This is a genomic window from Streptomyces mirabilis (genome assembly GCF_039503195.1).
GTDB classification, from domain to species: domain Bacteria; phylum Actinomycetota; class Actinomycetes; order Streptomycetales; family Streptomycetaceae; genus Streptomyces; species Streptomyces mirabilis_D.
Window position 1 is genome coordinate 7819987 of the sequence record NZ_JBCJKP010000001.1, and the last position, 16992, is coordinate 7836978.

Annotated in this window: 13 protein-coding genes and 2 pseudogenes; 8 read left to right on the forward strand and 7 right to left on the reverse strand. The window is 73.0% G+C overall.

The annotated features are described in order from the left end of the window. Nucleotides 1–27: 27 nt before the first annotated feature. Nucleotides 28–810, reverse strand: a complete 783-nt coding sequence (locus AAFF41_RS35610; protein WP_319748597.1) for a CTP synthase C-terminal region-related (seleno)protein — start codon at nt 808–810, stop codon at nt 28–30. Between the two features lie 117 nt (nt 811–927). On the opposite strand from AAFF41_RS35610, the gene AAFF41_RS35615 reads away from it, so the two are divergent. Next, complete coding sequence (locus AAFF41_RS35615) at nt 928–1794, forward strand: LysR family transcriptional regulator (RefSeq protein WP_319748598.1); 867 nt, start codon at nt 928–930, stop codon at nt 1792–1794. A gap of 92 nt (nt 1795–1886) precedes the next feature. Then, nucleotides 1887–2525: a PDZ domain-containing protein gene (locus AAFF41_RS35620; protein ID WP_343325222.1), complete on the forward strand. Its 639-nt coding sequence runs from the start codon at nt 1887–1889 to the stop codon at nt 2523–2525. Between the two features lie 14 nt (nt 2526–2539). On the opposite strand, the pseudogene AAFF41_RS35625 reads toward AAFF41_RS35620, so the two are convergent. The 3 genes and pseudogenes from AAFF41_RS35625 to AAFF41_RS35635 form a co-directional block, all read right to left on the reverse strand. Then, nucleotides 2540–2813: pseudogene (locus AAFF41_RS35625) on the reverse strand (phosphodiesterase); the annotation flags it as partial. A 93-nt stretch (nt 2814–2906) separates the two neighbouring features. Then, nucleotides 2907–4190: an IS4 family transposase gene (locus AAFF41_RS35630; RefSeq protein WP_343324438.1), complete on the reverse strand. Its 1284-nt coding sequence runs from the start codon at nt 4188–4190 to the stop codon at nt 2907–2909. Nucleotides 4191–4250: 60 nt separating this feature from the next. After that, nucleotides 4251–4719: pseudogene (locus AAFF41_RS35635) on the reverse strand (metallophosphoesterase); the annotation flags it as partial. A 191-nt stretch (nt 4720–4910) separates the two neighbouring features. On the opposite strand from AAFF41_RS35635, the gene AAFF41_RS35640 reads away from it, so the two are divergent. Further along, a complete protein-coding gene (locus tag AAFF41_RS35640; protein WP_343325223.1) occupies nt 4911–6050 on the forward strand; it encodes an aminopeptidase P family protein in 1140 nt (379 codons plus the stop codon). 67 nt (nt 6051–6117) lie between these two features. Further along, nucleotides 6118–7047, forward strand: coding sequence for an aminoglycoside phosphotransferase family protein (locus AAFF41_RS35645; protein WP_343325224.1), 930 nt, complete (start codon nt 6118–6120; stop codon nt 7045–7047). Between the two features lie 27 nt (nt 7048–7074). On the opposite strand, the gene treZ is transcribed toward AAFF41_RS35645, so the two are convergent. Further along, nucleotides 7075–8820, reverse strand: a complete 1746-nt coding sequence (gene treZ / locus AAFF41_RS35650) for a malto-oligosyltrehalose trehalohydrolase (protein ID WP_343325225.1) — start codon at nt 8818–8820, stop codon at nt 7075–7077. Between the two features lie 270 nt (nt 8821–9090). Here treZ and AAFF41_RS35655 point away from each other — a divergent pair, with 270 nt between their 5' ends. The 3 genes from AAFF41_RS35655 to AAFF41_RS35665 all read left to right on the forward strand — a co-directional run bounded on the left by AAFF41_RS35655 (nt 9091) and on the right by AAFF41_RS35665 (nt 11573). Further along, on the forward strand, nt 9091–9642 hold the full coding sequence (locus tag AAFF41_RS35655; protein WP_054236796.1) for an FHA domain-containing protein: 552 nt from the start codon (nt 9091–9093) through the stop codon (nt 9640–9642). A gap of 150 nt (nt 9643–9792) precedes the next feature. Beyond that, entirely contained in the window at nt 9793–11160 is a 1368-nt protein-coding gene (locus AAFF41_RS35660) for a M14 family zinc carboxypeptidase (protein WP_319751033.1), read from the forward strand. Continuing rightward, nucleotides 11157–11573 (forward strand): SSI family serine proteinase inhibitor, encoded by a 417-nt coding sequence (locus AAFF41_RS35665; RefSeq protein WP_343325226.1) that lies wholly within the window; start codon nt 11157–11159, stop codon nt 11571–11573. Before AAFF41_RS35660 ends, AAFF41_RS35665 begins: the two co-directional genes overlap by 4 nt. Before the next feature lie 108 nt (nt 11574–11681). Here AAFF41_RS35665 and AAFF41_RS35670 read toward each other — a convergent pair whose 3' ends face one another. Continuing rightward, complete coding sequence (locus AAFF41_RS35670) at nt 11682–12932, reverse strand: M14 family zinc carboxypeptidase (protein ID WP_319751031.1); 1251 nt, start codon at nt 12930–12932, stop codon at nt 11682–11684. A gap of 405 nt (nt 12933–13337) precedes the next feature. Here AAFF41_RS35670 and AAFF41_RS35675 point away from each other — a divergent pair, with 405 nt between their 5' ends. Beyond that, nucleotides 13338–14603, forward strand: a complete 1266-nt coding sequence (locus AAFF41_RS35675; RefSeq protein WP_343325227.1) for a cytochrome P450 — start codon at nt 13338–13340, stop codon at nt 14601–14603. On the opposite strand, the gene treY is transcribed toward AAFF41_RS35675, so the two are convergent. Continuing rightward, nucleotides 14563–16968 carry a malto-oligosyltrehalose synthase gene (gene treY / locus AAFF41_RS35680; protein WP_343325228.1) on the reverse strand — a complete coding sequence of 802 codons (2406 nt, stop codon included), beginning with the start codon at nt 16966–16968 and terminating at the stop codon, nt 14563–14565. The two genes, AAFF41_RS35675 and treY, sit on opposite strands and share 41 nt — an antisense overlap. Nucleotides 16969–16992: the final 24 nt, after the last annotated feature.

A 16992-nucleotide genomic window follows, 5' to 3' on the forward strand; every position in this document is an offset into this window, starting at 1 on the left:
GCCGGCACTGACAAACGGCTCCGTCCGTCACACGGGCTGACGCCGTCCGCCGACCTCGTCGGCCCCGTCGACCGTGCCGAGTTCCCGGAGCTCCCCGACGGCCGCGTGTGCCACGGCGGCTCGCGCCAGCGCCCGCACGATCGGGTGCGGGCGTGAGCCGTCCCCGTACTGCTCCGGCTGGAAGAGGGTGCCCAGGAAGAAGGGATGGCCCGGGAGTTCGACGATCCGTACGTTTCCGTCCTCGTCGTGGCCGCTGAAGCGCAGGCCGTGGGCGCGCAGGGTGTCCAGGTGGCGAGTGGGGCCGTACGCGCAGAAATAGCGTTCGACCGTCCGCTCGGCGCCCATCACGGACTGGGCGAGCGAACCCGGTTCGATGGTGACGGCGGCCTCGTGGCCCAGGAGGGAGCAGGCGAGCGGTTCGATGAGAAGGTCATCGGCGTCGGGGTCCTGCTCGGCGTGCGCGACACGGGTGAGCCCGCAGACGTCGCGCGCGAACTCCAGGAGCGCGTGCTGGAATCCGCCGCATGTGCCCAGGAACGGGATGCCCTCCTCGCGCGCGGTGCGGATCGCGGTGAGGGTCCCCGCCTCGCTGCGGTACGGGCTGCCGGGCAGCACCCACACCGCGTCGAAGCCGCGCACCGCGGCCGGGTCCTCGGCGTCCTCGGTCGGGACCCAGTAGGCGTCGAGGACGAGGCGGTCGCGCGTGGCCAGGGCGTCCAGGAGGAGGGGGACGCGGGTGTGGGCGAGGACGTTCGGGGAGCGGTCGCCCACGAGGGCGAGGCGAGCGGTCTGCGCCGCGATGGTCGTCATGTCCTCATCCTCGGCGGCCCCGCTCGTTCACGTCCAACGATGATTGCTGCACCTTCGATAAGCAACGCTGATGGTGATTCTGGTGGGACACAGGATCGGTACGGGATCCTGGAGCGCATGGATCCGCATCTCCTGCGCACCTACGTCACCGTGGCCCGTGTCGCCTCCTTCTCGGAGGCCGCACGGGAACTCGGCTACACCCAGTCCGCGGTGTCCCAGCACATCGCCGCGTTGGAGCAGGACCTCGGCGCGCCCCTGCTGACCCGGCGCCCCGTGGCACCGACGGCGGCGGGCGAACGGCTCCTCGAACACGCCGGGCCACTGCTGCTGCGCCTGGACGCGGCCCGCGCGGACGTCCTACGGATGGTGGGCGCGCCCGAGTACGGGCTGACGCTCGCGGCGACACCGACGGCGCTCGGTCCGCGCACGCTCGCGGCGCTGCCCGCCGCCGGGGTGACCCTGCGGGTGCTGGCCCGCGAGGAGATCCCCGCCGCCGTCGCGCAGGGCGGGGCGGAGCTGGGCCTGGTGGACGGACTGACGGCGCCCAACGACCCCTTGCGGCATCCCGACGTGGCCCCGCTGACCACGTACGGCGTCGGCGAGGAACCCGTCTGCGTGCTGCTGCCCGAAACTCATCCGCTCGCCCTGCGCGACGGGCTGCGCCTCGCCGATCTCGTCGACGCCCGCTGGCTGGACGCCCCCGACGCGGGACTGCCCCTGGCCCACCTCCGCCGGGCGAACGGCAGCGGGGGCTTCCGCCCGGCCCTGCGATACGAGGGCACCGACGTGCGTACTCTCGCCGCCCTGGCCGCCGCCGGGCACGGTCTCACGCTGCTGCCGCGGGCTGCGGCCACCGGCGTCCCCGGGTCGGTGGCCGTGCCGCTCGTGGCGCCGCGCCTGGTGCACCGTACGGAACTGGTGCACAGCGGGTCTCCGCGCGGAGCCGCCGCGGCCTTGGTGGACCAACTTCTCGAACGTGTTTGACAGTCTCACTCGTTCGTGAATCGTCGTGTGCCGGAGCGCAGGGTAGAGCAAGAGCCGGGGGCGGTCCGTAGAGCATCTGCAGGAGGCGATCCATGGAACAGGCCGCACTGCGTCCCAAGCCGATGCCCGGTCAGGATCCGGGTGGTGATCGGAGTTCGACCGGCACCACCAAGCGCCCGCACGCCGCGCGACGGCGTGGCAGGCGGCTGATGCCGCTGCTCCTCGGTCTCCTCGTCGCGACCGTGCTGGTCCTGTCGGGCGTCGGAATCGGGACCGTGGGCGCCACGGTGATCGGTATGAGCAGGCTGGCGGACCTCCAGAAGCTGGCCGGGGCGGCGCAGGGGCCGTCCGTCCGGCCGGACGGACCCGGGCAGGCATCCGGCGCGTCGCAGGCCGGTGGCACCAAGTCGGCGCCCGGCGGCGGGAGTCCGGTCGCTTCGACGGCACCGGAGCCCGCGCCGGGGAAGGCCACGCTCGGCATCGAGGCGGTCGACGCCCCCCACGGCGGGGGCGCGCTCGTCGTCGGTGTGCACATCCCCGGCTCCGGCTACACCGCGGGCCTGGTCCGCGGTGACACCCTGATCGCCTTCGCCGGGGCACGGCTCGGCTCGGCCGCCGACCTCGCGCGGGCGGTCTCGACCGCGGCCCCCGGGACGAGGGTCACGCTCGACGTGCGCCACGCGAACGGCAACCAGCAGCAACTGTCCACGGTCCCGCGCGTCGTGACCTGACGCCGACGAGTCGGTCAGGCGGTCCTGAAGTGGCTGGTCAGCCGCCCGTCGTCGGCCAGTACATGAAACGCGAAGCCAGGGGGTGCGTCCCGGTCGGCCCCCCTCGCCCTCCCAGGGCAGCCGCAACGTCCAGGTGGCCCCGGGACCGACGACGAGCGGCCGCCCGGCGAAGGCGGTCGCGGCGGGCGTGTGCGCGTGCCCGGTGATCGGCCCGGCGGCCTCGGGTCTGCGCTCCAACAGCGCGGCCAGGGAAGCCGGCCGGCGCGGTTGGTAGGCGTCCGGGTGGGGGCACCCCCCCACGCCCTTAAGACCAATGCCGTTGCTTTTGGTGGTTACTGCCATCTGTGGTTCACCGTGATGACGGCTGATGGGCGGCGGTGGCTAGCAGGTTCGTCGGGGGCCTTGCTGCTGAACGGGGTGATCGACGACTTCAGTTTGCGGGGGCAGTCGCGTGAGCGTCGTCGTGGCAGGAGAGACCAGCGGATCTCGGCAAGGCCGAGCAGACGGTCGTGATTTCGGGCTGAGGGGGGAAAAGCCGCACGGCGCGATCACCGAGCGGCGGACCACATGCAGGGCCCGGGTAAACGATGTCCGATCGGCGGAAGTCTGCGCGATCCGGGCCACCTCGTTGAGCAGGTCGCGGGTCGCGTGGTGGACGATCAGGTGGGCATAGATCTCCTGCCTGACCCCGTCCGGAGTCTGCGATCGCAGGACCGGTCTGCCGCGCTGGTGAGTCTTGATCTCGTCGAAGACGATCTCGATCTCCCAGCGCCGGGCATACAGGGTGGCGAGTTCGGCGGCCGGATACTCCTCATGGTCCGTCAGGCTGGTGACAAGCCGGATCACGTCCGCCTGGCCGTCGACGCGGTACTCAATCACTCTCACCAGAGCTGGTGGAGCTTTGACGGTTCCGGCAGCCTTGGCGTGCTTGTTCGCCTGGATCCGGGCCAGGTAACTTCCGTCCGGCAGGACGTCCTGGACCCTGCGGGCGGCCCGCCGCTCGATCCTCCACAGCAGGTGGGCGCCCCGGTCGCGAAAGCGGTGCCAGCGGGCCAGGCCCCAAAGTCCGCGGTCGGCCAAGACCAGTGTCCCGGCCCCGATATGGGCTTCCAGTTCGTCGGACACGATCCGCTCGGAGTCCTTCCAGCCGCCGATCACCGCGTCCAGTACCGCGTGCGACGAGCACTCCGACACCGCGACCACCCGGGCCTGCGGATAGCCCATCGGACTGCGTTGCGAGCCGGACTTGCCGAACGTTTCCCGGTTGCCGGGCGAGTCGGGGACGGCCAGCAGCATTCCGTCCAGGGCCAGGACCCGTAGCCCGTGGAAGAGTTCCGTCCTGTGGCCCAACGGTCGGGCCACGGCCCGGAACAGCTCTCGCATGACCGGCCAGCCCAGCCTCTGCCTCGCACGCGTCAGAGATGACTTGTTCACCCCCGCCCAAGGCCGAAGCGTCGGTTCGCCGGCCTTCACCAGCCGCAGGACCTCCAGGTAGTCGGCCTGCGGAAACAGGCACAGTGCGAGCACGAAGTACACCGTGAACCGGGCCGACAGCACACGTCGGCGTTTCTCCGCACACCCAGCCTCGGCAACGACCCGGTCCACCAGCTCAGCAGGACACGACCGAGTCAGGATGCCCAACCCCAGCCGCTCCAGACGCGACACCAACACGCATGGCTCAACACCACGCACACCCCAAAAGCAACGGCATTGCCCTTAAGACAGTGGGGGAGGATGGTGCAGCGCCACCGGCGGATGGTGGAAGGCGAGCAACGCCGTAACGGTGCCGTCGAGTTCGTCGAGCGTTGTCTCGATCCGGGTGTACGTCTCCCGGTCCAGCTCTCCTTCGTCCTGGCCCGGGATGCTGGAGTCGCCCATCAGGACGGCGGCGTCGTCGAAGACGTGGACGCTGTTGACCGGCCCCTCCGACGCGGGCTGCCCGAGCAGGGCCTTGCGGTAGGGCGCTCGGCTGTCGTGGTTGCCCGGGCAGGTGAGTACGGGGAAAGGGGGCTCCCCGTCGCGCCGCCCGAACAGACGCGCCGCCTCCTCGTACTCCGCCTCCGTGCCGTGGTCCGCGATGTCGCCGGTCACCAGCAGGGCGTCCACCCGGTAGCTCCCGTACCCGCTCGGTCCGCTCCGTCGCGCGCCGGGTGCCGTCGAGATGCAGATCGCTGATGGGTGCCAGTACGAGCATGGCCTGGGGCCGCTCCTGGAAGTTAATGGAACATCCGCATCAAACCATTAGCACTAATGCACCGGCGACGACCAACCGTTAGTTGAGCTCCCGGATCGACGCCATGGCCGCAACCGGCTCGCGTCCGCATCGGCGAACGGGCAGGATGCTGCCCGTAGCCCCTGGGAAGCTCCGGACAGACGGAGGCATGGATGACCGGCACGCCCGCGCCCTTCACCGCCGGTGACCCCGCGCCCTTCACCGCCGGTGATTACGGGGCCCGTATGCGGCGCGCGGCCGAGGCCGCCGCGGACGCGGGACTCGACGGCGTCCTGATCGCCCCCGGGCCCGATCTGGTGTGGCTGACCGGCTACCGGCCCGTGGAGACCGAACGCCTCACCCTGCTGGTGCTCAGGGCCGGGCAGGACCCCGTGCTGGTCGTGCCGACCCTGGAGGCCCCGGACGCGGCGGCGGCGGCCCCCATGCTGACCCTGCGCGACTGGACCGACGGCAGGGACCCGTACGAGGCGGCCGCGTCCTTGGTCGGGAGCGAGGGCCGCTTCGGCGTCAGCGACAACTCCTGGGCCCTGCATCTGCTCGGCCTCCAGCGGCGGCTGCCGGACACGCGGTACGTGGCACTCACCGAAGCCCTGCCGATGCTGCGGGCGGTCAAGGACGCGGCGGAGGTGGCGCGGTTGGCGGAGGCCGGGGCGGCCGCGGACGCCGCGTACGAGGAGATCCGGAAGGTGCCCTTCGCGGGGCGCAGGGAGGCGGACGTCGCCGCCGACCTCGACGCGCTGCTGCGGCATTTCGGGCACTCCCAGGTCGACTTCACCATCGTCGCCTCGGGCCCGAACGGCGCCAACCCGCACCACGAGGCGGGCGAGCGCGTCATCGAGCGCGGCGACATGGTCGTCCTCGACTTCGGCGGTCTCAAGCACGGCTACGGCTCCGACACCTCCCGCACGGTCCACGTCGGCGAGCCGGACCTCGAGGAGCGCCGGGTGCACGACGTCGTGCGCGCCGCCCAGGAGGCGGGCGTCGCGGCGGTCCGGCCGGGGGCCGCCTGCCAGGACGTCGACCGGGCGGCCCGCGCCGTCATCACCGAGGCGGGATACGGCGAGTTCTTCATCCACCGCACCGGGCACGGCATCGGCGTCACCACCCACGAACCGCCGTACATGATCGAGGGCGAGGAACTGCCCCTCGTGCCCGGGATGTGCTTCTCCGTGGAGCCCGGCATCTATCTGCCCGGCCGCTTCGGGGTACGCATCGAGGACATCGTCACGGTGACCGAGGAGGGCGGATGGCGCCTCAACACCACGTCCCGCGAGATGGCGATCGTCGACTGACCGGTCACCAGGAGCACTCCCCAGGGCCTCCCGGCAGTCCAAGGCCCCCGACGGCAACGGCGCGACCATGACCCAGGCACCGACACCGACCGCGGACACCGTCCGTCGACTGGTCCGTTCGCTGCTCGCCGACAGCGAGGTGGCGGGCGCGGGACCCGACGTCCGGCCCGTCACCGAGGGCGGTGAGCACTCCACCTGGTGGGTCGGCACCCGTCATGTGCTGCGGCTCGCCCTGGACCGCGAGACCGCCGTGCGCCGGCGGCGCGAGCTGCGGCTGCGCGACCTGGTCCGCCCGCTCGTCGGGGTCGCGGTGCCGACCAGCGTCGCGCACGGTGACTGGGCGGGCGGCCTGACCTACACCCTGGACACCCGGCTTCCCGGCCGCTCGGGTGAGGCGCAGGACGTCTCCGCGGTCGGGGAGGCGGACCTCGCGGGACTGCTCACGGGGCTGCGCGAGGTGCCCGTACGGCAGGCCGAGGCGCTCGGGGTGCCACGGGCCGCGCCCCGCTCCCTGGAGGAGCTGCGGACGGCCGCGGAGCGGGCTGCCGAGGGGCTCGCCGCCGCCGACGAGTTCGACCCCGGACGCCTCGCCCAGCTCACCCAGCCCGCCGCCGTCCAGCTGGCCGCGCAGACCGCGGCCGCCGTCCTCGTCCACCACGACCTCAAGGGTGAACACCTCGTGGTGAGCGCCGACGGGCGCGTGCGCGGCGTCCTCGGCTGGGCCGACGCGATCCTCGGGGACCCCGCCGAGGACATCGCCGGGCTCGCGATCGCCGTCGGGGCGCCCGCCGCCGTACGCGCCGCCACCCTCGCCGACTACGGGGCCCGCCCCTGTCTGCGCGGCCTGTGGCTGTCCCGCTGCGACACGGTGATCCGCCTGGCCGAGCGCCTGCGGGGCCGCGGCGAAGGCCCGCTCCCGCTGCTGCGGACCCAACTGGGACGCGCCTGGGAGCCGATCCTCCTCGAACGGGTCACGGAACTGCCGGGCGACGGCTGAGCCCGGCCGCGCGAAGCCGCCAGGCGCTCACGCCTGCGTCAGCACCACACACGACTCGCCGGGCACGCTCAACACCCGGTTCGCGTCCGGCACCTCGACCGGTTCCCAGGCGGCCAGCACGCGCGCGTGGCGCAGCCCCAGCGGGATCGCGGCGGCCTCCTTGCCGAGGTTCACCGCCACCCGTACGTCCCCGCGCCGCAGGGCCAGCCAGCGGGCCTGGTCGTCGTAGGCGACCTTGACGGCGGCGAGATCGGGGTCCGCGAGGTCGGGCTGATGCCGGCGCAGGGCGATCAGGTCGCGGTACCAGGCCAGCACACGCGCGTGGAGTGCCTTCTCGGGCTCCGACCAGTCCAGGCAGGAGCGGTCGCGGGTCGCCGGGTCCTGCGGGTCGGGGACGTCCTCCTCGGCCCAGCCGTGGGCCGCGAACTCCCGCCGCCTGCCCCGCCGTACGGCCTGTGCGAGCTCGGGATCGGTGTGGTCGGTGAAGAACTGCCACGGGGTGCCGGCCGCCCACTCCTCGCCCATGAACAGCATCGGGGTGAAGGGTCCGGTGAGCGTCAGCGCGGCCGCGCAGGCCAGCAGGCCGGGGGAGAGGGACGCGGACAGCCGGTCCCCCTGGGCACGGTTGCCGATCTGGTCGTGGGTCTGGGAGTAGCCGAGCAGCCGGTGAGCCGAGACGCGCGTACGCTCCAGGGGGCGGCCGTGGCGGCGGCCGCGGAAGCTCGAGTACGTACCGTCGTGGAAGAAGCCGGACGTCAGCGTCTTCGCGAGCGCCGCGAACGGGGACCGCGCGAAGTCCGCGTAGTAGGCCTGTCCCTCACCGGTCAGCGCGGTGTGCAGCGCGTGGTGGAAGTCGTCGTTCCACTGCGCGTGCAGTCCCAGACCGCCCCCCGCGCGCGCGGTGACGAGCCGCGGGTCGTTCAGATCCGACTCCGCGATCAGGAACAGCGGCCGGCCCAGGTCGTCGGCGAGGGCGTCCACGGCCGTCGACAACTCCTCCAGGAAGTGCACCGCGCGGGTGTCCCGCAACGCGTGCACCGCGTCCAGTCGCAGCCCGTCCAGCCGGAAGTCCCGCAGCCAGGCCAGGGCGCTGTCGACGAGATACGCGCGCACCTCGTCCGAACCCGGTGCGTCCAGGTTCACCGCGGAGCCCCAGGGCGTCTGATGGGTGTCCGTGAAGTACGGCCCGAACGCGGGGAGGTGGTTCCCGGACGGGCCGAGGTGGTTGTGCACGACGTCGAGGACCACACCCAGGCCGAGTTCGTGCGCCCGGTCGACAAAACGCTTCAGCGCCTCCGGGCCCCCGTAGGGCTCGTGCACGGCCCACAGGGAGACCCCCTCGTACCCCCAGCCGTGCCGCCCGGGGAACGGACACAGCGGCATCAACTCGACGTGGGTGACACCCAGTTCCGCGAGGTGCTCCAGACGTCCGGCGGCCGCGTCGAGCGTTCCTTCGGGGGTGTACGTCCCCACGTGCAGCTCGTAGAGGACCGCGCCCGGCAGCGGGCTCCCCGCCCACTCCGTGCGCCACGCGTACCGGGCCTGGTCGACCACCGCGCTCAGTCCGTCCGGGCCGTCCGGCTGCCGCCGCGAACGAGGATCGGGCAGCACGGGACCGTCGTCCACCGCGAAGCCGTACCGCGTGCCGTCCTGCGCGTCCGCGTCGCCCGTCCACCATCCGGCGCGCTCCGGATCGCGCTCCAGCGCGTGCGTGGCGCCCGCGCAGTGGAGCGTCATCCGGTCGGCCTCCGGTGCCCACACCTCGAACCGCACAGACGGTTCCCCCTTGTCCGCTCTCTGTTGTCCGCTGCCCGTTGCCGGTTGTCCGTTGTCCGCTCTTCGTGACAGAGCGCGACGTGAGTGACGCAACATGTTGTGACGTAGCACGTCCATGGTGCTTCACACGAGATCAATTCGCTTTCGAATCCACCCTTTTGCCGCGTGTTTGCCACGTGATGGACGCGTGGGACCCACCTGTCGGCGGCCAGCGGCCTTTTCCGGGTCTTCTGGACACCCCGCTCCTACTGACCGACAATCACCTCCGTGACGTCGTCTTTCGAGTTCCACACGTACCCCGCGCGGCTGTCCGACGCGGAGCGCGACCGGGCGCTGAAGGCGCTCAGTGACGGCGTCGCCCTCGGGCGCCTCTCGCACGACACGTTCGTCCGCCGGATGGAACTGGCGCTCGCCGCCCGCCGCTCCGACGAACTCGCCGTGCTCATCGCCGACCTGCCCACCGAGGGACGCTGGTCGAAACTGGTGTTCGGCACCGTCGAGGCGATCTCCGGCTTCACCGTACGGCTGCGCAGGGCCTGGCAGGCCGAGCGGCTCCCCAAACTGCTGCTGCCCCACCCGGGCAACAACTACCCCCTGCGGATCGGCCGCGACCCCGCGAGCGGACTGCGGCTCAACCACGAGACGGTCTCCCGCGTCCACGCCGAACTGAGCCGCCAGGGCGGCCTGTGGGTGCTGCGCGACCTCGGCTCGACCAACGGGACGACCGTCAACGGACGGCGGGTGATCAGCGCCGCCGTCGTCAAAGAGGGCGACCAGATCAGCTTCGGACGCATGTCCTTCCGCCTCTCGTCCTCCTGAGCGACCGACCCGCACCCGCATGAGCATTGGCCTCGGTTTCACTCAGTGATTTCCTTAAATTCCCTTACGTTCGACGGTGTTGACGTACCTCCACAGCCGTGACTGACTGTGCGTACGCCATGTACATCAGGTGAATCGACGGCACCACATTTGTGGAGGTGTGCCCTGCCGCCACTCCTCCGCTACCCGACCGTGGACGAGCTGGGCGCCCGTGCGGCCGCGCTCGTCGCCCGTCGGCCGCGCGACGCCCGACTGCGCCGCGTGGGCACGTCACGGGCGGGCGCCCCGCTGTGGCTGCTGTCCGTCGGACACGGCGGCCGCCAGGCCCTCGTCGTCGCCGGACCCCACGCCAACGAACCCGTGGGTGGTGCCACGGCCCTGCGCCTGGCCGAACGGGTGCTCGCCGACCCCCGGCTCCGCGAGGGCGCCGACGCCACCTGGAACCTGCTGCTCTGCCTCGACCCCGACGGTGCCCGCCGCAACGAGGCCTGGCTGTCCGGCCCCTACACCCTCGGCCACTACTTCCGGAACTTCTTTCGCCCCGGCTTCCTCGAACAGCCCGAGTGGCTGCCCGAGGGCGCGGCGGGCGTCACCCTCCCCGAGACCCGCGCCCTCCTCGACCTCCAGGACGAACTGCGGCCGGTCTTCCAGTGCTCCCTGCACGGCGTCGACGTCGGCGGCGCCTTCGTCGAACTGACCCGCGAACTGCCCGGCCTCGCCCAGCGCGTCGCCCACACCGCGGCCCGCCTCGGCATCCCGCGCGAACTAGGGCCCTACGACACCCTGTACTGGCCGAGGCTCGGCCCCGCCGTCTACCGCATCCCGCCGCCGCACCCCGGCGACCTGGCCGCCGCCATCACCGAGGCCGCCGTCGAGTCCACCTGGTTCCACCCGCACCGCTACGGCACCGTCACGGCCGTCGTCGAGGCCCCCATGTGGGGTGTGGCGGCCGTGGAGGACGCCTCCCGGCCCACCGACGCCGACGCCGTGCTGCGGTCCATCAGCCACACGCTGCGCCACGACACACGGCTCCTGGAAGGCATCCTCGGGCGGATCCGGCCCGGCCTCGACACCACCCCGGACGCGGCCTGCCTCCTCGCACCCGTCGACGACTATTTACTCGTCGGCCCCGGCCTCGCCGACTCCTGGGACCCCGACGTGCACGACGCCGGGGCGCGCCCCCTGCCACCGCTCGACACGGCCCGTCTGACCGCCCTGCGCCTCGCCGGACGCCGGGTCGCCCTGCGTACGGCCGGGCTGCTGCACCAGCTCGTGACCGGCTCCGGGCATGACCCGAGCGGGGCGCTGCCGGAGCTCGACCGGCTGATCGACGCATGGTGCGCCGACTACCGCGAGGGCTGCGGGGCGCGCTGGATCCCGGTCGCCCGCCAGGTCGAGTACCAGGCGCGCGTGGTGATCGCCGCGTTCGAACTCGCCGGGCGGTACGCGCCTGTGCGCTCCCATTCGGGTGAGACGGGGTGGGGTGCGCAGGCCGCGCTGCCGATGCACCGGGAATGACGAGAAACATCCACGCGGTACGCAACGCCCTCCTCGCGACCGTCGCTCTGCTCACCCTGGGCGCGACCCCGGCCCGGGCGACGCCCCATCAGGCGATCCCCGGCAACTGGCTCTACCTCACCCTCACCACCGGTGACGCCCACACCAGCAGCATCCGCGGCACGCTCCTGCGCTGCGACCCGCCCCAGGGCCACGCCCGCGCGGCCGAGGCCTGCGCCGAACTCGCCACCGCCGGGGGAGACATCTCCCGGATCCCGCCCAGGCCCGACACCATCTGCTCGATGATCTACGGCCCGGTCACCGCCTCCGCGCGCGGGGAGTGGGAGGGGCGGCAGGTGACGTACTCGCACACATTCTCGAACTCGTGCGTGATGGGGGCTGGGACGGGGGCGGTGTTTGCGTGGTCGGGCTGAGGTGACGTCGGATGACAGATGACGATATCTGTCATCTGTCATCTGTCATCTGTCATCTGACATCTGACATCTGACATCTGATATTCGTCATTCGTCATTCGTCAGGCGTCAAGCCGCGCCGTCCCGGGCATGCCGCGCCGCCGCGACCACCGTGCGGGACTGGTGCTCGACCTGGTGCTCCAGGGGAACCCAGCGGGCCCGGAAGCGTTCGGCGAAGGCGTCGCTCCACGCGGCGACCAGGCGCTCGAGGCGCGGCGCCGCCCGGTCGTCGGCCTCCTGGAGGACCCGCAACAGCATCGCGGCGGCCCGCAAGGGGAGCCGGCGCCCGAACGCGTCGACACTGCCGACGTATGCCATCGTCGGATCGGCGGGCGGCGTCCGCACCCAGTCGTGGGCGAGGCCCGGCACCAGCTCCAGCGCCCACTTCGCGGCGCGCAGGAGGGGCCCGTCGGGGCCGGGGAGTCTCGGCAGGACCTCCGTGAGCACCGTCTGCACCTGGAGCGCGTCGCGCAGCAGCCGGTGTGCCAGGCGTCGCATCGCCGCATCCGGTGCGGGATGCGGCGCCGGGTCGTCCACGAGGTCGCTGGCCCACATCGGCACCTCGACGACCGCGGTCAGACCGCCGTACCGGTGAATGTGGTACCAGGTGCTGTGCCGGGCGTCGTCGGGCATGCTCGGGTACGCCGCGTCCGAGCCCGGCGCCGGCATCACATGCACCCCGGGTCCGGAAGCGGGCCAGCCGGCGGCGTCGGAGGCGCCCATCTCCACCGGGATGTGCAGTTCCGCCGCGGACTTGGCGAAGGGTTCGGCGAGGCCCGGGATGTCCTTGGTCAGCTGCACCCAGCTGCCGCCGAGATCGGTGCCGTGCAGGGTCACCTGGAGGTAGGGCCGCAGCTCGTCGATGACCCGGGTGAGGGCGCGGGTCTCCGGGGGCAGCCGGTCCGGCGGCAGGACGGAGGGCGACCACTCGGGCTGCTCGGGGCCGGCCGGACGGAAGAACCCGAGGTGATAGTCGAACAGGGTGCGCGGGGCCGGTGTCACATGGAGGCTCGCGCCGTCCGGGTCCGCGCACAGGAGGAAGTGCCAGGAGGTGTCGGCCCGCAACTCCCGCTCGCGGAGTACACGTTCGGCCAGGGCCTGGAGCGTAGAGCCGCCGGTCGGCTCGTTCGCGTGGGCGCCCGCCACGACGAGGACCGCGCGCTCGGCGTGACCGACGGACAGCAGATGGAGGGGCCTGCCCGCGCGCGAGACGCCGATCTGTCTGAGGGCGCACAGCCCGGGACGGTGAGCCGCCAACGTCCGAGCGGACGAGACGATTTCGGTCACACTGGGGTAGCGCAACTCCGGCAGGAGACTCACCCCCGACTTGTCCGCCCTGCGTCGCTTTCCGCAGTACTCCACGGTCTGGGGGAACTGTCAAGGAGACGGCGCGGCGGCGCCCCGGAGCGCCTGGTGGCATTGATCTCCGCCAGGACGGCCGGGCGGCGCCGGAAGGGGCGCACGCGGCGCCGCTCGTGCAGGTCCGAGGGCCGGGGCCGACCTCGGGAGTCCCGGCGCGGCCCGCTCGTCGTCGCCCACCCCACGCACCGTCCGTCCGTCCGGTGCGAGCCCTGGGAGCGTGCGCGGTCGCGAGCCGGTGCGAGGGTCGAGCCTCGGTGTCACCCGTCCGGGCGTACGAGGACTGCGGTCCGGGGGCCGCGGTGGTCCGCTGGGAACAACCACGTGCCGCTCCTCGGCGCGCAGACCCGAGGTGGGAGGCCCGCGGTGTTGTGTCCTCATGGCCTTCCCGCAGAAGGCACTTCGATCGCGCCCACCGCTACGGTCGCCCCCGTCGCCCCCGTCGCCCCCGTCGCCCCCGTCGCCCCCGTCGCCCCCGTCGCCCCCGTCGCCCCCGTCACGCCGCTCGCGACCTCGACACGACCGCCCGTCGTACGACGGCTGCCCGACCCCCCGAGCCTGCTCACCCCCGGCATCGAACGCGACCCGTACCCCCTGTACCGCACCCTGCGCCAGAAGTTCCCGCTCGTGTACGACCGGCCGTTCGGCGCGTGGTTGGTCAGCCGCTACGCCGATGTACGCGCCGCCCTCGCCGACCCCCGGCTCGTCGCGGCGCCGCCCGGACGCACCCTGGCCCACCTGGAGGGCGGCACGCACAGCGCGCACCGGGCGCTCGTCTCACCGGCGTTCCGCGGGCACGCCCTGACCGCGCTGACCGCCGGGGTCGAACGGACGGCGTACGTCCTCGCCCGCCGCCTCGCCGACCGCCGGGAGGCCGACCTCGTCGCCGAGTTCTGCCACTGGCTGCCCACCGCGGCGGCCGTCGCCGCGCTCGGGCTGCCGTACGAGGACACCGCGCGCGTGCACGCCTGGTGCCGCACGGGCCTCGACCACCTCGGCGGCCACCACCCCGAGCTCGACGCCTTCCTGCTCCCGTACATCGCCCGTCGGCGCGCCCACCCGGGCGACGATCTGCTCTCCGCGCTGTGCACGGCGCGGGCGGACGGGTGCCCGCTGTCCGACGAGTCGGTGGCGGGGATCGCGGGGACGCTCCTCGGCGCGGGCGGCGAGGCGACCGCGCACGCGCTGGCGTCGTTCCTCGCCAACCTCCTCGACCACCCCGGCCAGCTGGCGCTGGTTCGCGCACGCCCCGAGCTGACGGCCGGGGCCTGGGCCGAGTCGCTGCGCCGCGATCCCCCGCTGCACATCGTGCTGCGCCGGGCCGTCGAGCCGGTCGGCGCGGTACCCGTGGGCGCCACCGTGGCCTGTCTGCTGGGCGCCGCGGGCCGCGACCCGGCCCGGTTCGCCGACCCGGACCGCTACGACGTCTTCCGGCCCGACCCCGGGCAGCTCGCGTACGGTTCCGGACGCCACTTCTGCCCGGGCGCGCTGCTCGCCCGGCTCACCGCGGAACACGGCCTGCGCGCCCTGTTCGCCGCCCTCCCGGAGCTGCGCAGGTCCCCGGGTTTTCGCCCCGTCGTGGAGGGCCTGATCAGCCGCTCTCCCCGGAACCTGCTGGTCCGTCTGCGCTGACCCGCTCCAGAAGGACCACCGGCGACGGCTCGAAAAGCTCCGCCACACGTGTGTGCCCCGTGAATTCCCGCTCCGGGTCGAGCACGTCCGTCCACCGCCCCTCCGGGAGCGCGAGCCGGGTGTCGCGCCAGCCGCCCTCCTCCGCCAGGCGCAGCGAAAGCCGGGTGACGGCGGAAATCACCTCCCCGGAGCGGACGAACGCCGTGCAGTGCGCGGCGCCCGGCCCCTCCGCCGTCAGCGGTACGTACGTCGCCGCGTCGCCGAAGACCTCGGGACGCCGCCCGCGCAGCCGCAGCGCCGCCGTGGTGAGCGCGGCCTTCGCCGAGGCGTGCTCCGGGGGCGCGAACGGCTCCCGGTTGTCCGGGTCCACCAGCGCCAGGTACTCGCCCTCGGTGCCCTGGTAGACGTCGGGCACCCCGGGCATCGTCAGCTGGACCAGAGCGGCCCCCAGGACGTTCGCCCGGACGTGCGGGGCGAGCGAGGCCCGGAAGTCGGCCACGTGCCGCCCGGGCGGCCCGCAGGGGCCCGCCGCGACGAAGGACGCCACCGACTCCTCGTACGCGGGGTTCTGCTCGGTCCAGGAGGTGTGCAGCCCTGCTTCCCGGACGTGCTTGAGCAGTGCCCCCTGGACGCGTTCCGCGTCGGCCGGACCCAGCCCGAACACCGTCTGCCACGCGGCCCACGCAGGCTGCGGGTCGGGTACGCCCGTCGTCCCCTCGCGGGTCACCTCGGCCAGCACGTCCGCCCACCGCTCGGGGCACTGGGTGAGCACCGAGAGGGCGGCGCGGACATCGGCGCTGCGTTTGGTGTCGTGCGTGGACAGGGCGGTGCCGGTGGCGGGCCAGTCGCGCTGCACGCGCGCGCAGTAGGCGTGGAAGTCCTCCGGGGACACGGCCGGAGCGCCCGGGTTGCCGCCCACCTCGTTGGCCGACAGCAGGGGCACATAGCGGTAGAACGCGGTGTCCTCCACGGACTTCGCCCGCAGCGCGGACGAGGTCTGCGCGAACCGGGCCCTGAACTCCGCGTGCTCGGGTCCGTCACCGGCCCGCCCGAGCAGCAGGTCCCGCACGACGTCCACGGCGTGCGCCTCCTCCGGCACCGTGAAGACCGCCCGGGCCTCCTCGGCGGCCTCCTCCGTCACGACGAGGGAGGCGTCCGTGGACGGATACGGCCGGTACACCTCGACGCGCACCAGGAGCTCCCGCAGCGCGGTGCCCAGGGCCCACGGGGCGTGGTCGCGCGGTTCCGGGTCGGGGGAGTTGGCGCACAGTCGGCTCGCCACGCGCGTGAGGCGGTCGAACTCCGTGGCCAGCTCGTGCGTGATCACCTTGTACGCCGCCCGGCGCACCGTCGCCTCCCAGCTGCCGCCCCGATCGGCCTGGGGGGCCGCGAACCGCCGGTACTGGCCGAGGAGTTCCCCCGCGCCCGCCGGGTCCGTGAAGAGGCCGTCGACGTGCCGCAGGGCGTCGTAGCCCGTGGTGCCCGCGACGGGCCAGGCGGCGGGCAGCGGCTCGCCGTCCGCGAGGATCTTCTCGACCACCGTCCAGCGCCCGCCGGTCGCCTCGTGGAGGCGGCGCAGATAGGCGTCGGGGTCCGCCAGGCCGTCGGGGTGGTCGATGCGCAGTCCCTCGACCACTCCCTCGTCGAGGAGCTCCAGGATCTTCGCGTGGGTCGCCGCGAACACCTCCGGGTCCTCGACGCGCACGCCGATGAGCTCCGAAATGCTGAAGAAGCGACGGTAGTTGAGGTCGGTGCGGGCCAGTCGCCACCAGGCCGGGCGGTACCACTGGGCGTCGAGGAGCTCCGGCAGCGGCAGGCCCGCGGTGCCCTCGCGCAGCGGAAACACGTGGTCGTAGTAGCGCAGTACGTCGCCGTCCACCTTGAGGTGGTCGATTTCCACGCCGAGCCGGCCCCCGAGCACCGGCAGCAGCAGCCGGCCGCCGCCGGCGTCCCAGTCGATGTCGAACCAGCGCGCGTACGGCGACTCGGGGCCCTCGCGCAGTACCTCCCACAGGGCGTGGTTGTGGCGGGGGGCCATCGCCATGTGGTTCGGCACGATGTCCACGACCAGGCCGAGGCCGTGTTCCCGTGCCGTGCGGGCGAGGGCGCGCAGCCCCTCCTCGCCGCCCAGTTCACCCCGTACACGCGCGTGGTCCACCACGTCGTAGCCGTGCGTCGAGCCGGGGACCGACTCCAGGACGGGGGACAGGTGCAGATGGGAGACGCCGAGCGAGGCCAGGTACGGCACGGCGGCCGCGGCGGCCCCGAAGGGGAACTCCGGCTGCAGCTGCAGCCGGTAGGTGGCGGTGGGCGCGGCGGGTACCACCGGGGCAGGGTTCTCCCGTTCGGGACGCTCAGGTGTCATGGAAACCTACGTACCCGCCTCGTC

What these genes read in the sequence shown, in the direction of transcription:
- AAFF41_RS35610 (WP_319748597.1), bottom strand. Translation starts at nt 810, where the DNA reads ATGACGACCATCGCGGCGCAGACCGCTCGCCTCGCCCTCGTGGGCGAC.
- AAFF41_RS35615 (WP_319748598.1), top strand. Translation starts at nt 928, where the DNA reads ATGGATCCGCATCTCCTGCGCACCTACGTCACCGTGGCCCGTGTCGCC.
- AAFF41_RS35620 (WP_343325222.1), top strand. Translation starts at nt 1,887, where the DNA reads ATGGAACAGGCCGCACTGCGTCCCAAGCCGATGCCCGGTCAGGATCCG.
- AAFF41_RS35640 (WP_343325223.1), top strand. Translation starts at nt 4,911, where the DNA reads ATGACCGGCACGCCCGCGCCCTTCACCGCCGGTGACCCCGCGCCCTTC.
- AAFF41_RS35645 (WP_343325224.1), top strand. Translation starts at nt 6,118, where the DNA reads ATGACCCAGGCACCGACACCGACCGCGGACACCGTCCGTCGACTGGTC.
- AAFF41_RS35665 (WP_343325226.1), top strand. Translation starts at nt 11,157, where the DNA reads ATGACGAGAAACATCCACGCGGTACGCAACGCCCTCCTCGCGACCGTC.
- treY (WP_343325228.1), bottom strand. Translation starts at nt 16,968, where the DNA reads ATGACACCTGAGCGTCCCGAACGGGAGAACCCTGCCCCGGTGGTACCC.